General features: G+C 60.4%; 15 protein-coding genes. 6 read left to right on the top strand and 9 right to left on the bottom strand.

Going from position 1 to position 14,062, the window contains the following annotated elements:
• Positions 1-44: 44 nt before the first annotated feature.
• From FGF54_RS02070 to FGF54_RS02055, 4 genes are all read right to left on the bottom strand, one after another.
• Entirely contained in the window at positions 45-560 is a 516-nt protein-coding gene (locus FGF54_RS02070) for a BA14K family protein (protein WP_065654338.1), read from the bottom strand.
• 217 nt (positions 561-777) lie between these two features.
• A complete protein-coding gene (locus FGF54_RS02065) occupies positions 778-1,239 on the bottom strand; it encodes a BA14K family protein (RefSeq protein WP_065654339.1) in 462 nt (153 codons plus the stop codon).
• 175 nt (positions 1,240-1,414) lie between these two features.
• Positions 1,415-2,491 (bottom strand): 2Fe-2S iron-sulfur cluster-binding protein, encoded by a 1,077-nt coding sequence (locus FGF54_RS02060; RefSeq protein WP_371733910.1) that lies wholly within the window; start codon positions 2,489-2,491, stop codon positions 1,415-1,417.
• Positions 2,492-2,504: 13 nt separating this feature from the next.
• Positions 2,505-3,749, bottom strand: a complete 1,245-nt coding sequence (locus tag FGF54_RS02055; RefSeq protein WP_031233390.1) for an aromatic ring-hydroxylating dioxygenase subunit alpha — start codon at positions 3,747-3,749, stop codon at positions 2,505-2,507.
• A 332-nt stretch (positions 3,750-4,081) separates the two neighbouring features.
• On the opposite strand from FGF54_RS02055, the gene FGF54_RS02050 reads away from it, so the two are divergent.
• The 3 genes from FGF54_RS02050 to FGF54_RS02040 are packed head-to-tail and all read left to right on the top strand — an operon-like array spanning position 4,082 to position 7,205.
• Positions 4,082-4,690 carry a DUF6656 family protein gene (locus tag FGF54_RS02050; RefSeq protein WP_035262032.1) on the top strand — a complete coding sequence of 203 codons (609 nt, stop codon included), beginning with the start codon at positions 4,082-4,084 and terminating at the stop codon, positions 4,688-4,690.
• 53 nt (positions 4,691-4,743) lie between these two features.
• The gene (locus tag FGF54_RS02045; protein ID WP_142778794.1) at positions 4,744-5,721 is read left to right on the top strand and encodes an L-threonylcarbamoyladenylate synthase; all 978 of its coding nucleotides are present in this window, start codon (positions 4,744-4,746) and stop codon (positions 5,719-5,721) included.
• A gap of 50 nt (positions 5,722-5,771) precedes the next feature.
• Positions 5,772-7,205, top strand: a complete 1,434-nt coding sequence (locus FGF54_RS02040) for an FAD-binding oxidoreductase (RefSeq protein WP_142778793.1) — start codon at positions 5,772-5,774, stop codon at positions 7,203-7,205.
• A gap of 13 nt (positions 7,206-7,218) precedes the next feature.
• Here FGF54_RS02040 and FGF54_RS02035 read toward each other — a convergent pair whose 3' ends face one another.
• Entirely contained in the window at positions 7,219-7,737 is a 519-nt protein-coding gene (locus FGF54_RS02035) for a hypothetical protein (protein ID WP_003521054.1), read from the bottom strand.
• Between the two features lie 288 nt (positions 7,738-8,025).
• On the opposite strand from FGF54_RS02035, the gene FGF54_RS02030 reads away from it, so the two are divergent.
• The 3 genes from FGF54_RS02030 to FGF54_RS02020 all read left to right on the top strand — a co-directional run bounded on the left by FGF54_RS02030 (position 8,026) and on the right by FGF54_RS02020 (position 11,431).
• The gene (locus FGF54_RS02030; protein ID WP_168207974.1) at positions 8,026-9,183 is read left to right on the top strand and encodes a PA0069 family radical SAM protein; all 1,158 of its coding nucleotides are present in this window, start codon (positions 8,026-8,028) and stop codon (positions 9,181-9,183) included.
• A 318-nt stretch (positions 9,184-9,501) separates the two neighbouring features.
• Positions 9,502-10,173 carry a ribonuclease HII gene (locus tag FGF54_RS02025; protein ID WP_168207973.1) on the top strand — a complete coding sequence of 224 codons (672 nt, stop codon included), beginning with the start codon at positions 9,502-9,504 and terminating at the stop codon, positions 10,171-10,173.
• Between the two features lie 82 nt (positions 10,174-10,255).
• Positions 10,256-11,431, top strand: a complete 1,176-nt coding sequence (locus FGF54_RS02020; RefSeq protein ID WP_142778792.1) for a peptidase S41 — start codon at positions 10,256-10,258, stop codon at positions 11,429-11,431.
• A 331-nt stretch (positions 11,432-11,762) separates the two neighbouring features.
• Here FGF54_RS02020 and FGF54_RS02015 read toward each other — a convergent pair whose 3' ends face one another.
• The 4 genes from FGF54_RS02015 to FGF54_RS02000 form a co-directional block, all read right to left on the bottom strand.
• The gene (locus tag FGF54_RS02015) at positions 11,763-12,248 is read right to left on the bottom strand and encodes a F0F1 ATP synthase subunit B (protein ID WP_020810758.1); all 486 of its coding nucleotides are present in this window, start codon (positions 12,246-12,248) and stop codon (positions 11,763-11,765) included.
• A gap of 1 nt (position 12,249) precedes the next feature.
• Positions 12,250-12,891, bottom strand: coding sequence for a F0F1 ATP synthase subunit B (locus tag FGF54_RS02010; RefSeq protein ID WP_059760786.1), 642 nt, complete (start codon positions 12,889-12,891; stop codon positions 12,250-12,252).
• A gap of 79 nt (positions 12,892-12,970) precedes the next feature.
• Positions 12,971-13,198, bottom strand: a complete 228-nt coding sequence (locus FGF54_RS02005) for a F0F1 ATP synthase subunit C (RefSeq protein ID WP_003494147.1) — start codon at positions 13,196-13,198, stop codon at positions 12,971-12,973.
• A gap of 72 nt (positions 13,199-13,270) precedes the next feature.
• Positions 13,271-14,020 (bottom strand): F0F1 ATP synthase subunit A, encoded by a 750-nt coding sequence (locus tag FGF54_RS02000; RefSeq protein ID WP_003521045.1) that lies wholly within the window; start codon positions 14,018-14,020, stop codon positions 13,271-13,273.
• Positions 14,021-14,062 lie beyond the last annotated feature (42 nt).

The raw sequence follows: 14,062 nt of genomic DNA, 5'->3' as shown, positions 1-14,062 counted from the left end.
CCGGCAATGACCGGACGGCTCTTTCAATTTCAGCCTGTATTCTATCAGCTGTAAGGCGAATAGCAGGGCTGGCGCGGACCATGGTAAGGCTGGAACGTGTTGCTATAGGCATCGTAGGAACGATAGCGGCCATAGCACCAGTTCACATGCGCCTGGCTCAGCCCGCCGCGGCGGACCGGGCGATATTCGCGATAGACCGGGCGCGGACGATATTCCGGTACCGGGCGGTAGACTTCACGCGGCTGCGAGAGTGCGCCGCCGATGATAGCGCCCGTCGCAAAGGCTGCGAGCGGGAACCAGTAACCGTCATGGTGACGATAGCCCGGACGGTAATCGCGATAACCACGGTGGCCGCGATACCAGCCGCGGCGATCGCCCCAGCCATCGCGATCACGCCAGTATTGGACGTTGACGATGTTCTTGCTGGCGTCGTTGCCGGTGGATTCAACGCTCTTCGGCGCGACGGGCACCGGCATGGCGGCTTCGGCCGGAACGATCGCGCCTGCAACCACGATTGCAGAAAGACCGACAGCCAGGATATTCTTCACATAGCTTTTCATCTGACTTCCTCCATTCACGACGGTCGACAGGCCGTATAACGTGAATTTCTGTTGTTCTGATTTCCGCCTTTGTGTGGGCGGTGTCGTATACTTCTACAGCCTAGGGACGTGTGGCTGAACCCACGATTAACGGAGCGATCACGCTTCGTTTATCAAAACCCCGACAATTCCGGGCTCAGACAAAAGCCCGGTAAAGACCGGGCTTTTGCTTTTGCAATTAACGGCTGTATGGCGAGACGCAGATGCGACGCGGGCCGCTGTTGGGCTGATAGGTGTTGTCGTAGGCGCGATACGAACGCCAGCGGTTCTGACACCAGGAGACATGGCTGCCGCCATACGCCGGACGGGGCTGCTGCATTGCGCCGCCGATGATAGCGCCGGTGGCGAAAGCAGCGAGCGGGAACCAGTAACCGTTGTGATAACGGTAGCCCGGACGACGGTCACGGTAGCCGCGGTGACCATTGTAAAACCCGTCGCGATGCGGGGGCGGACGACGCATATGACGACCGTCCCAATGGCGGCGGCGATCCCACTCACGGTACTGTACGGGCACGACGTTTTCGGTGGCTACCGCCGGCTTGGAGATTGGCACCGGCACCTGAAACGCCTGCGATGGCGTGAAGCTGGTGAAGAACACGACAATCGCTGTAGCGACGCTCGTTGTCCGGAAATTCAGCATGATCTTCCTCCATTTGCTTTGACGCCTTTGTCAGCGCCTTTCACCGCTCTCTTGCCGGAGATCAGGGTCAGCCCCTTGCCCGAGAAGAATTCGATGACGTGCAAACGAGTTTCGGAAAATTTGGTTCCAGACAACTATCCGGCGAATAAAGATTGCGACAGGACGCCGTTGGACGTCACGCTTCCACCTTTACGTCGGTCAACGGGCGTGAGCAGCAGGCGAGAATATAGCCCTCCTCGATTTCCTCATCGAGAATGCCGCCATTGTGGTTCATCTCCACCTCACCGGAAAGCTTCAGCACCCGGCAGGTGCCGCAAATCCCCGATTCGCAGGCCGCCCCGATACGGACCCCGGCGGCGCGCGCCGTCATCAGAACCGTCTGGCCGGGCTGGCAGGCCAGCTCCTTTCCAGAAAGCGTGAAACCCACCATCGACAGCACTTCGCCATCCGCACCGGTGAGAACTGTTTCACCGACCGAGACCGGGGCCGCCGGCGCGAAGCTTTCCTGATGATAGCGGCTCATATCGAAGCCGGAGGCATCGAGCATCGAGCGGACGGCGGCCATGAACGGCTCCGGCCCGCAGCAGAAGACGGTGCGCTCCATGAAATCATGCGCGAGCAGCGCGATCTTGGCCTTGTCGACCATGCCCTTCAGCCCGGACCACAGATCGGTGCGGCCGCATTTCTCGACAATGAAGCCGAGAGACAGGTTCGGCATGAAGCGGGCGAGATATTCCAGCTCGTGACGGAAAACGATATCGCCGGGGGTACGCGAACAATTGATGAAGGCAATATCGCTCTGCGGCGCGCGGTCGCTCATGTCGCGCACCATCGACATCATCGGCGTAACGCCGGAGCCTGCCGAGATGAACAGATATTTGTCGCCGGGATGCTTGACGTAGGAAAAGTCGCCGAGCGGCCCGAGCGCCCGGATTTTCATACCGGGTTTCAGATTGTCGAACATCCAGCGCGTGCCGATGCTATTGGCCTGCGCCTTGACCGTGACCGACAGCGCATAGGGCCGCGACGGGCTGGAGGACAATGTGTAGGTGCGGTAAAGCGGCTCCTTGCCCACCGGCAATTCCAAGGTGACGAACTGCCCCGGCAGATAACGGAACCAGTTCTGATCCTCTGAGCGGAACAGGAACGTCATCACATCGGGCGTCTCGGGCGTCACCGAGATGCACTCCAGAAGCTGGAGCTTGTCGCTCCATGGCTTCATCTCGTCAATATGCTTATAGGTCACAACCATATTCATCTTCGCATCACGCTACAGCCGAAAGCCGGGCCTTATCGCCGGAGAGCCGGTCGACCATGAAATCGGAGTACCAGTTGACGAACTGCATCACGCCGCCCTCGTCCTCCATGGAATAGGGGCCGGGCTCGTAGGCCGGGGAACGAATGCCGAAGGCATTTTCCTCGACGATGCGGCGGTCCTGATCGTTGGTCTCGTTCCAGACGTGGGTGAGGTCCTCGAGATCGTAGTCCACGCCTTCGACGGCATCCTTGTGCACCAGCCATTTGGTGGTGACCATGGTTTCCGTGGCGCTGAGCGGCAGCACCCGGAAGGAAATGGTGTGGTCGCCAAGGAAGTGGTTCCAGGTCGTCGGGTAATGGAACAGGAGCAGCGCACCGATATGGCTGATGCTGACATCGTCTGACAGCGGCCGGCGCACGGCGCGCTTGCCGGACATGGTGTAGCTTTCCGCTTCGCCGATCAGCGGCATGCGGGCGACACGGAACTGGCCCTTGGGGTCGATCTTGAAACGGCTCGGCAGGCCGGCGGCCTCGCAGCGCGCCCAGTGGCCGCCGATCTCGGGATCGCTCGCACCGCCGTCCGTTCCCGTCACGCTCGGGTTTTCGGGATAGGTGCGGCAGAGTTCCGGATGGTTGGCGGCGCAATGGTAGCACTCGCGGTTATTTTCCCAGACGAGCTTCCAGTTACCCTTTTCGATGATGGTGCTTTCATGCGCGACCTTCGCTTCCCAGATGCGGTGCGGCGCCATGTAGCTTTCGACTTCCCTGCGCATGGGCTCGAAATCGGCCGGCTGATCGGCAAGGCAGATGAAGACGTAACCGGCGACGGTTTCGCAGGCGACCGGCTTCAGGCCGAAATCGCCCTTATCGAACTCCTCGCCCATATGGCGCGCGAACAGCAGCTTGCCGTCGAGATCGTAGGTCCACTGGTGATAGGGACAGACGAGGCGGGCCGACTGGCCCTTCTGCGTGGTGCAGACGCGCGAGCCGCGATGGCGGCAGGAATTGTGGAAGGCGCGGATCTGCCCGTCGCGACCGCGAACGATGACCACGGAATAGGCCCCGACCTGCACGGTGAAATAGCTGCCGGATTTCGACACTTCGCAATCATGGCCGACAAACAGCCAGTCGCGATACCAGATGGTTTCCATATCCAGCTTGAAATAATCCGGGTCCGTGTAGAAGGGCTGTTCCAGGCTGAAGCCTTCGCGGCGGTTTTTCAGCTGGCGCAATACGGTATCACGCAATTCCATGGCCAAATCCTCGATCAAACCGCCCTGCCCGACACCATTTGCGGGGTTGCGGAAGCATGTACTCATCTAAACACCGGCGCTCATTTGCGGCAGCACAAACAGCGACATTACCTTCCGCATTGGCGACAAATTGCGACATGCGCAATTCGCCCTCTCAGCCCATTCCGCTGGGAAATCCGACAGCTATTCAATGACGGAAATGACGTCGCAATATGACGCATGATGGCGCGCATCCTGCTCCCCACCCATTAAAAAACGGGGGATGCGGCGCAACGGAGTATTAACGCGCCCTAAATTATCTTGCCGGATCGACAGCAACGAGGGTGTTCCCGGTGGAGAAGGCGACACGCATACGCTATTTCGATGCGAGCAGGCATTCGGTCACACCGATACGCTCGAAGACCGCGCATTCCGATTTCCTGCGGACAGGGCGCATCAGCCGTTATGAAGAACGATGGCTGCCGAAAGAACGCGTCTATTACAGCCATGACGAAGTGGCTGCGCTGACCGGGCGAAAGCTGGAAGCTGCCGCCGATGCCACCCACAGCCGTCTGAACGGCTTTCACCAGTCCATCCGTTTTCCGAAGATGGTTTTTCACCATCTGCTCAATGACCGGCCGCATCTCGGCTATTGTCACGTCACGGCCGCGAAAACCAGCTTCGATGCCGAGCGCCATGTGCTCTGGTCCTTCTATTTCGCGAATTTCTTCGCCGAGCTGAGCGGGGCCGAAAACTTCTTCGAAAATATCGATGCGCGCTATTCGCGCATGTATTTCGCCGTCGCCATCAACGCGCTTCCCGATCAGGAGATCGCCGTCGATACCTCCGTCCATCGCGGCGGCCTGCTGTTCCAGACCCACGATCCGCGGGTGGCGCTGAAAAACGTGCTCATGCTCGGCGCGCGGTCCGAGGAGATGCGCAGGATCATCAAGGCGATATAAAACTTTCCATAAGCCTCTGAAATACGCTATTGACCGCCCTGAAAGGCAGCATCATGGCGCGTCATATCGATATAGACAAAGAGCGGGAAACGGCCCTGCAGGCATCCGTGGCGGAGCTTGCCGCCGGCCAGCCCATCGCCCTGCCGACGGAAACCGTCTATGGCCTTGCCGCCGACGCCACCAATCCGGCGGCGATTACCCGCATTTACGAGACAAAAGGCCGGCCGCAGTTCAACCCCCTGATCTGCCACATGGCCGATATCGCCATGGCCGAACGTTACGCCGTCTTCGACCCCATATCGCTGAAGCTGGCAGAAGCCTTCTGGCCCGGCCCGCTGACGCTGGTACTGCCGCTGAAACCGGCAAGCGACATTCATTCGCTGGCGACAGCCGGTCTCGATACGGTCGGCATTCGTGTGCCGCAGGGTTTTGCCGGCGATCTTATCCGCCGCTTCGACAGGCCGCTCGCCGCCCCCAGCGCCAATAGTTCCGGCAAGATCAGCCCGACAAGTGCCGCCCATGTGGAGGCGGATCTCGGCCAGAAGATCAATCTCATTCTCGATGGCGGGGCCGCCGCCGTCGGCGTCGAATCCACCATCGTCAAGGTGGAAGAGGATGGCCGGGTGCGGCTGCTTCGTCCCGGCGGCGTCGTCACCGCGGACATAGAGCGCATTGCCGGCAAACGGCTCGAACGGCCGAAAAAAGCCGCCGCCGCCATTGAAGCGCCGGGAATGCTGGCTTCGCATTACGCGCCGGGTGCTGCCGTGCGCCTTCACGCCACATCGGTTCTGCCGGGCGAAGCGCTGATCCGCTTCGGCGGCATCGCCATTGCCGGCGAAGAGACGGCGCGCACCGTGCTCGATCTCAGCCCCTCCGGCGATCTTTCCGAGGCCGCCGCCAATCTGTTCGATTATCTGAAAGCCGCCGATGCAAGCGGCGCAGACATGATCGCCATCACCGCCATTCCCACCCATGGTCTCGGAGAGGCGATCAACGACCGCCTTTCCCGCGCCGCCGCGCCGCGAGGCTGACGGCACCCAATCCTTTCGCCCATGTTTCAAAAGACAGCGAGACGCCGCCCATGACGACCACCGCCATCCCCTCCTCCGACATCCTCGACCGCTTTGCCGCCATTGTCGGCGAAAAGAACGCGGTCCGCGACCCGGCGGAAATGGCGCCGCGCCTCGTGGAAAATCGTGGGCTTTATCGCGGCGCCTCGCCGCTGCTCATCAAGCCCGGTTCGGTTGAAGAAGTTGCCGCCATCCTGAAGCTCGCCAGCGAGACCGGCACCCCCATCGTGCCGCAGACCGGCAATACCGGCCTCGTGGGCGGCCAGACACCGCGCGCTGATGGAACGGACATCATCCTGTCGCTGGAGCGCATGAACCGCATTCGCGATATCGATCCGGTCGCCAATATCATCGTCGCCGATGCCGGCTGCATTCTCGATGACATCCACAAGGCTGCCGATTCCGTGGAGCGGATGTTCCCGCTGTCGCTCGGCTCGCAGGGTTCCTGCCGCATCGGCGGCAATCTCGCCACCAATGCCGGCGGCACGGCCGTGCTCGCCTATGGCAACATGCGCCAGCTCTGCCTTGGGCTGGAAGTGGTGCTGCCGACCGGCGAAATCTGGAACGGGCTGCGACGGCTGAAAAAGGACAATACGGGTTACGATCTGCGCGATCTCTTCATCGGCTCCGAAGGCACGCTTGGCGTCATCACCGGCGCGGTGCTGAAGCTCTTCCCGAAACCGCTCGGCCATCAGGTGGCTTTTGCCGGTCTTGCCTCCACCGAAGACGCGCTGAAGCTGTTCGAGATGGCCTCCAACCTTTGCGGCACGGCGCTCACCGGTTTCGAACTCATGCCGCGAATCGGCGTCGAATTCACCGCCCGGCATATTCCCGGCGTGCGCGATCCCCTGGAACAGCCGCATGACTGGTACGCGCTCATCGATATTTCCACCTCCGACTCGGCCGAAACGGCGGATAGCATGATGCAATCGCTGCTGGAGCGCGGTTTTGAGGTCGGGCTGGTTCAGGATGCGGTGATCGCCGCGTCCGAAGCGCAGCGGCAGGCGCTCTGGCACATGCGCGAGAGCATGTCGGAGGCGCAGAAACCCGAAGGCGGCTCCATCAAGCACGATGTTTCTGTTCCCGTGTCGAAAATACCGGAATTCATGGCGACGGCGGAAAAGGCGGTTCTTGCCGCCATACCCGGCGCCCGCGTCTGCGCCTTCGGGCATCTGGGCGACGGCAATATTCACTACAATATTTCCCAGCCGGTGGGTGCCGACAAGGCCGAATTCATTGGCCGCTGGCGGGACATGAACGAGATCGTGCATGGCATCGTGCTGTCGCTCGGCGGGTCCATTTCGGCCGAACACGGCATCGGGCAGTTGAAGCGCGACGAACTGGCCGCCATCCGCCCCGGCATCGAAATGGAACTTATGCGGCGCATCAAGCACGCTTTCGACCCCGCCGGCATCATGAACCCCGGCAAGGTTCTGGCCGGGTAAAGCGGCCCCGAGGTTAGGCCGAGGCCCGCAGCGCCCAGGCGGGCACCATTTCCGCATTCAGCCGGCGCGGTTTCTGCGCGCCGACAAATTGCGTCAGGCTCATGCCCGATTTCGCAATCGACACGGCATGCTTCTTTGGCAGAAGATATCCGTGTTCCAATGGCGGAATACGCCGCAGCATACGGCTGAAGACATTGCGCCGGTGATAGCGCGAGGGCGAGAAACGCGCCGGCTGCGCGCAGATCGCCACATATTCGAGAATCTCGTCGATCCAGCCCGCCTGCGGGCGCGCGCCCGGTTCGATCAGAAGCAGCCAGCCGCCGCGTGCGGACTTCACCACGTCTTCGATGTCCCACTGCCCATAAAAACGGCAGCCGGCGGCATCGGCGACGCGCGACGATCCATCGCGCGAACCGTGATCGAGAATCACAACATCGCTTACAAGCCCTTCCACGGCCCCGGTTACAAGCGCAGACAATGTGTGCGCCAGTTCCGGCTCGTGATCCCGGCATTCCATTATGACTGTCAACATCTGCATAGCTCTAACGCATCGCACAATAAATTGCCACTATGCTCATCGCTGTAAAATCCAAGGCTGTCCATGCCCACCGGCCGCACGGTCTCCTGACGTGGCCGTGCCTGTCGCGGTCACATCCATCTCTGGAGAACGAGCCGAATGTGCAATTTTGTTCTTGTATTGTTCTCATTCCTGATGTAGGAATTTAATCATTCGGAAGGCGGTTGAAAGCCTGTCCGGACGGAAACGATTTAGGGCGTTGAGCGTGCCTTGAGAGGCGTGCGGCGTCCTGGGAGCATCCAGATGAGAAACCATACGCTTTCGGGGCAGGCTGCCTTCCAGCCGAGCCATATGCCGGATATTGCCAATGCGTTGGCCGATGCATCCGGCCTGCGCATCGAGATCGACCGTCGTCGCGGCCGTGGCGCCGGGCTGAACCCGGATGGACGCTTCGAGACCCTGCAGCACGAGGTTTTCGACGATGGCTGGCAGACTCTCGAGGACATGCCGGAATTCCGCACCGAGGTGCAGGTGGAAAAGCCGCGCAGCATCATCACCCGCAATGAATCGCCCGATATCCCCTTCGACCGTTCCATCAATCCCTATCGCGGCTGCGAACATGGCTGCATCTATTGTTTTGCGCGCCCTACGCACAGCTATATGGGGCTTTCCGCCGGGCTGGATTTCGAAGCCAAGCTCTTCGCCAAGCCGGATGCGGCAAAGCTGCTGGAACGGGAACTTGCGAAGCCGGGCTACAAGCCGCGGGTGATCGCCATCGGCACCAATACCGATCCCTATCAGCCGATCGAGCGCGAATGGCGCATCATGCGGCAGATACTGGAAGTGCTGGCCAAGGCCGATCATCCCGTCGCCATCGTCACCAAATCGGCGCTGATCAAGCGGGATATAGACATTCTGGCGCCCATGGCCAAAAAGGGGCTCGCCAAGGTCGGTATTTCCGTCACCACGCTGGACCGGAAGCTCGCGCGCAACATGGAGCCGCGCGCCGCCACGCCGGAGAAGCGACTGGAAGCCGTCAAGGCGCTGAGCGAGGCCGGCATTCCCGTGGCCGTTATGATGGCGCCTGTCATTCCGGCGCTCAACGATCATGAGATCGAGCGTATTCTCGAGGCCGGCAAGGCCGCCGGTGCCACCGAAGCGTCTTATGTGCTTTTGCGCCTGCCGCTGGAGGTGAGCCCGTTGTTCCGCGACTGGCTGCTGCGCAACTATCCGGACCGCTACCGTCATGTCATGTCGCTGGTGCGCTCCATGCGCGACGGCAAGGACTACGACGCGGAATTTGGAAAACGCATGAAGGGCGCCGGCCCCTATGCCTGGCAGATCGGCAGGCGCTTCGAGATGGCGACAAAAAGGCTCGGCCTCATCCGTCGCGGCATCCACCTGCGCGACGATCTCTTCGTGCCGCCGGGCGGTGCAGGCGTGCAATTGTCGCTGCTTTGAAAGACCGATGCTGAAAACAACTCCGCCTGATCGAAGCACCATACGGAACGTGCGGCGATATCAGGCAGAATATGACAGGGAGCGGCGGCCTCTTTTTTAGACCGGCCACACTCCCACGAAATGCCCGGCGGGTTTTCCCTGGCCCGCCGGACATCGCCCCCGGAACCGCCGCCTCGCGTGCGATCGTTTTTCCTCCGCCGCCCCGTTGGAGGATCAAAGGTCATGATGACCTTCGGGGCACGGTGTGCCACGCCCCTTGACCCCGGCTCACCGCGCCTGTCATCGCCCGCTTCCGGGGGCTTGCAGGAGATCGGGTGTGTGTGCCAGTTTCGCCGCATGAAACGCACGGCCACACCCGATTCTCCTGCTCTTTTTGATCTTGCCGATACCGGCCCCGATTTTTCCTTCGAACTGGAAGCGAAAAAGAAGGGCCTCTGGCCCGTGGCCGGCACGGATGAGGCAGGCCGGGGACCTCTGGCCGGACCGGTGGTTGCGGCAGCCGTCATTCTCGATCCGGACAATATTCCCAAGGGGATGGACGATTCCAAGAAGCTGACGAAGCAGAAACGGGAAAGCCTGTTCGTACAGATCATGGAAACCTCGATCGTATCCGTCGCCTCTTCCGGCCCCGGCCTGATCGACAGCATGAATATTCTGCGGGCCAGTCTCGACGCCATGCGCCGCGCCGTGCTCGGTCTCGAAATCTCCCCTGCCCTCGTGCTGGCCGATGGCCGCGACCGCCCGCCCGGCATCGCCTGCGAGGCCAAAGCCGTCATCAAGGGCGATTCCCGCTCCCTCTCCATCGCCGCCGCCTCGATCATCGCCAAGGTGACACGCGACCGAATGATGGAACGCGCGGGTGTGGTGCACACATCCTACGGTTTTGAAGGTCACGCCGGTTACGGCACGCCGGCCCACCTGCGCGCCATCGAAAACCACGGGCCCTGCCCGCTACACCGGATGAGCTTCAGGCCGCTGAAGCGGGATTGATGACAAGTAATGGAGTTCCAACGAGAACCTCCGCTATCGACCCGATCTGGACATCGACGAGCAACTATGCGCACCGTAAATCATGTCCCTGACGCAAGACCTCGAGAAAATTCTGGAAACTGTCCTGCCAACCGATCCCAGCTTTCGGCGGATCGAACAGGCGACGATAGACAGCTGCATCTGTGACACTCGACGATACGCTTTGGAGGGCTCCAAAGAGGCCTTTCTGTTCTCCGCGATGCGCCTGCTCGCACTTCCCGACAACGGACACACACGGCTGATCCCGAACGATTCCATCGCGGTACTCCCGCTGAGGTTTGTGAGCGTCGGGACGGTGGTGCAGTTAACTGACACGGCACTGGAAACAACTACCCCAAGAGGAGAGCTGATAGCAGTCAACGGCACACCTTTGGGCCAAATTGCAGCCGCCGCAGAGAAATTTCTGGCGGGAACGCGCCAGAGGAAACGGGTCATCGGACCGATTCTTCTGGCATGGCCGTATGCATTGGCCCACCTCGGTTTTTCTTCAAAAGAGAATACGACTGAATATCGCGTGAAAGACGAGAATGGGCGAATAACCGATTTGAAAGTGGAGAACGGGCATACGGTTCCTGCATCGATGCTCTACCCGAGAAACGAGCATGGCAAGGCTGATCCGGCCTGGAAGCCCGAGAGATTTGTGGAGATCAAGGACTGGCAGGGGCTTGGGCTTTCAATATCATTGCCAAGTTTCTTCGATCCAGGCGAAACTGCGTTGCCGGAAGCCATCGCTGGTGCAGCGGAGCATGTAAGCACCTGCTCGAACAAAAAACTCTTGATTGACGTTCGCGGAAACACCGGTGGCGACTTCCTTCAAACGATGCCCTTGATCGACGCCATCTCTGAAAACGCAGGCGGGCAGGTTGCTGTGCTTGTCGACAAATTCACGTTTTCCGCAGCGATAGTGTTTGTAGCCATCCTCAAACATCGTTTGGGACGTAGGCTCAAACTCATCGGCGAAGAAATGGGCGACGGGTTGAGTTTTTTTGCCGAGGGAGGGTTGCTGGATTTGCCGATCAGCGGAGCGGTCGTTCGATACTCATCGGCCTTTCACGACTGGGAGAACGGAACCAGCGACGAGACCACACCGGTTGAGATCGCGCAGCAACTGGTCCCGCTAGGAAAACTGAATTTGGATTGGGAATGGATCGTAAGGTCTACTGCTGAGAATGCACAAGGCGCGTTCTACCAACAAGTTCTAAAGAGTCTGAACGATTAGACGAACGGCGGCTTAGCCCACACTGCTGACGGTCGACCCTTGGAAAATGCTGCGCCAGGTATGGGAGGGCCGCCTTCGCTTTCGGCGCCGCGGCAATCAGGCGATGCACACTTCATCCGTCCGCTTCTGGCGCAAAGCGGAAGCGCAATCCGACATTCAGCGCCAAAAACAATAAAGCCAATCACCGCCACCTCCGAGGGACGCCTGCTGGAGCGCATGCCGCATTTCCATAGTACAGGCGGCACCATATCCCGAACCAGCCTTTTCCACCTCAAACAAAAAACCCCTCACGGCTTGCGCCGGAGGGGCTTTGAACAGTCCGAGATAAATCTCAGTTCAGCTTCGACTTCACTTCGCCGATCGTGGCGGTGAAAAGCTTGGCCTTTGCGGCGGCGGTGGTCTTTTCGGCAATGAGCTTCTCGGAAGCGGCAATGGCGATATCCACGGCGGCGGCGCGGACGGCGCCGATGGCGTCGTCTTCGGCCTGCTTGATCTTCTGTTCCGAAAGGGCCGTGCGGCGGGCGACGAATTCTTCCGTCTTCTGCTTGGCTTCTTCCGTCAGGGCTGCGGCCTCGCGCTCGGCGGCGGCAACGATACCTGCGGCTTCCGCCTCGGCTTCCTTGCGCTTGCGCTGATATTCGGCCAGCAGGTGCTGGGCCTCTTCGCGCAGGCGCTTGGCTTCGGCCAACTCGTCCTGAATGTTCTGGGCGCGCTCGTCCAGAGACTTGGCGAGCATGCCGGGAACCTTGAGATAGGCGACCAGAACGAAGAAGAGGACGAGACCGACGAGAGCGAAAAATGATGCATCAAATGCCATATCAGGCTCCCTTCACGTTCGAAGCGGCGGCAATCGCTGCCTTGACGTCCGTGTCCTTGACCTTGGCGCCGACCAGCTGGTCGACGATGGCGGTCGCGGTTTCTTCGGCGATTGCGCCGACATCGGCGAATGCCTGTTCCTTGATGCCGGCAATGCGCTTTTCGGCGGCGGCAAGCTTTTCGGCAAGACCGGCTTCGATAGCGGCGCGGTCGGCATCGGCCTTCGCCTTTGCGGCGTCACGGGCCGCAGCGCCGATGGAGCCTGCCTTGGCGCGAGCTGCCGCGAGTTCTTTTTCATAGGTTTCGACGGCAGCGTCGGCTTCGCTTTTCAGCCGTGCCGCTTCATCGAGATCCTGTGCGATGCGTCCGTGACGGTTTTCGAGAATGCCGCCGACGCGCGGAACGATGACCTTCTGCATGAGCAGGTAGAAAAGGCCGAACGTGATCGCCAGCCAGAGAACCTGCGATGCATAAGTAGACTGGTCGAACGGCGGGAATACGCCGGAAGCGCCGTGTTCGGCGCCGTGCGCCACACCGGTTTCCGTGTGCGTGGCTTCCGGTTGCGGCTGGCCGACAGCCGGAGTTTCCGTATGCGTTTCACCTACGGTCGGTGCTGACTGGGCATAAGCCTCGGTCACGAACATGCTCACCTCCAGGGGTACTGCAAATGCGAAGGATCACGGCACGCCATTTGCGGGCCGTGATCCAGACCTGATGCCGATATTAAACAGCGAACAGGAGAAGGAGAGCAACGAGCAGCGAGAAGATGCCCAGAGCTTCCGTAACGGCGAAGCCGAATACCAGACGGCCGAACTGGCTGTCGGCAGCAGAGGGGTTGCGCAGTGCGCCGGACAGGTAATCACCGAAGATACGGCCGAGTGCGAGGGACGTACCAGCCATGCCGAGGCATGCGAGACCTGCGCCGATGTACTTTGCTGCTTCCGCTTCCATGTGAGACTCCTTGAGATATTGGTTGTTGCGGCTGTTTTTGACGCCCGTTGCCGGGGCCAGCGACTTTACTTCTCAGTGACCACCATGCACGGCGTCGTTCAGGTACATGCAAGTCAGTACCGCGAAGACATAAGCCTGCAGGAAGGCAACGAGAAATTCGAGAGCGGTCATGGCGACCGTCATGATGAGAGGCAGGACTGCACCGCCGACACCGAGCGCGCCGAGCGCGCTCATGGAGGCGACGAAGCCTGCGAAAACCTTGAGCGTGATGTGGCCGGCCAGCATGTTCGCAAAGAGACGAACCGAAAGGCTGATCGGGCGCGACAGGAACGAGATCATTTCAATCGACGCCACAAGCGGCAAAAGCGCCTTGGGCACGCCCGAGGGGGCGAAGATGCCGAAGAAATGCAGGCCATGTTTCCAGAAACCGTAAACCAGGACCGTGCCGATGACGAGGCAGGCGAGCGCAAAGGTGACGATGATCTGGCTGGTGACCGTGAAGAAATACGGGAACATGCCGAGAAGATTGGCCGTCAGCACGAACATGAACAGCGAGAATACGAAGGGGAAGAATACCATGCCCTTCTTGCCGGCGCCTTCGCGCAGCATGGAGGCGATGAATTCATAGGACATTTCAGCGACGGACTGCATGCGGGTCGGGATCAGACCGCGGTTCGACGTTGCGAAATAAAGGAAACCGGAAGCCGCAGCCACGGTCGCGACCATGAAGAGCGACGCATTGGTGAAGGAAAAATCGACGCCGCCAATTTCGATCGGAATGATCGGCTGCACCAAGAACTGATGGGTCGGATCGTTTGCCACCGGCTGCCCTCTTTACCTGTCGCCGCCTGTCGCGGCATCTCA

Source organism: Agrobacterium sp. T29, from assembly GCF_006970545.1.
In the GTDB taxonomy this organism is placed as follows: Bacteria; Pseudomonadota; Alphaproteobacteria; order Rhizobiales; family Rhizobiaceae; genus Agrobacterium; species Agrobacterium leguminum.
Note: the sequence above shows the minus strand (reverse complement) of the source record. Positions and strands in the feature narration are given on the sequence as shown.

Excerpts from the sequence above, each read along its gene's own strand:
- FGF54_RS02060 (WP_371733910.1), bottom strand. The coding sequence starts at position 2,491 with ATGGTTGTGACCTATAAGCATATTGACGAGATGAAGCCATGGAGCGAC.
- FGF54_RS02015 (WP_020810758.1), bottom strand. The coding sequence starts at position 12,248 with ATGGCATTTGATGCATCATTTTTCGCTCTCGTCGGTCTCGTCCTCTTC.
- FGF54_RS02045 (WP_142778794.1), top strand. The coding sequence starts at position 4,744 with ATGGCGCGTCATATCGATATAGACAAAGAGCGGGAAACGGCCCTGCAG.
- FGF54_RS02030 (WP_168207974.1), top strand. The coding sequence starts at position 8,026 with ATGAGAAACCATACGCTTTCGGGGCAGGCTGCCTTCCAGCCGAGCCAT.
- FGF54_RS02055 (WP_031233390.1), bottom strand. The coding sequence starts at position 3,749 with ATGGAATTGCGTGATACCGTATTGCGCCAGCTGAAAAACCGCCGCGAA.
- FGF54_RS02020 (WP_142778792.1), top strand. The coding sequence starts at position 10,256 with ATGTCCCTGACGCAAGACCTCGAGAAAATTCTGGAAACTGTCCTGCCA.
- FGF54_RS02065 (WP_065654339.1), bottom strand. The coding sequence starts at position 1,239 with ATGCTGAATTTCCGGACAACGAGCGTCGCTACAGCGATTGTCGTGTTC.
- FGF54_RS02040 (WP_142778793.1), top strand. The coding sequence starts at position 5,772 with ATGACGACCACCGCCATCCCCTCCTCCGACATCCTCGACCGCTTTGCC.
- FGF54_RS02005 (WP_003494147.1), bottom strand. The coding sequence starts at position 13,198 with ATGGAAGCGGAAGCAGCAAAGTACATCGGCGCAGGTCTCGCATGCCTC.
- FGF54_RS02070 (WP_065654338.1), bottom strand. The coding sequence starts at position 560 with ATGAAAAGCTATGTGAAGAATATCCTGGCTGTCGGTCTTTCTGCAATC.
- FGF54_RS02035 (WP_003521054.1), bottom strand. The coding sequence starts at position 7,737 with ATGTTGACAGTCATAATGGAATGCCGGGATCACGAGCCGGAACTGGCG.
- FGF54_RS02010 (WP_059760786.1), bottom strand. The coding sequence starts at position 12,891 with ATGTTCGTGACCGAGGCTTATGCCCAGTCAGCACCGACCGTAGGTGAA.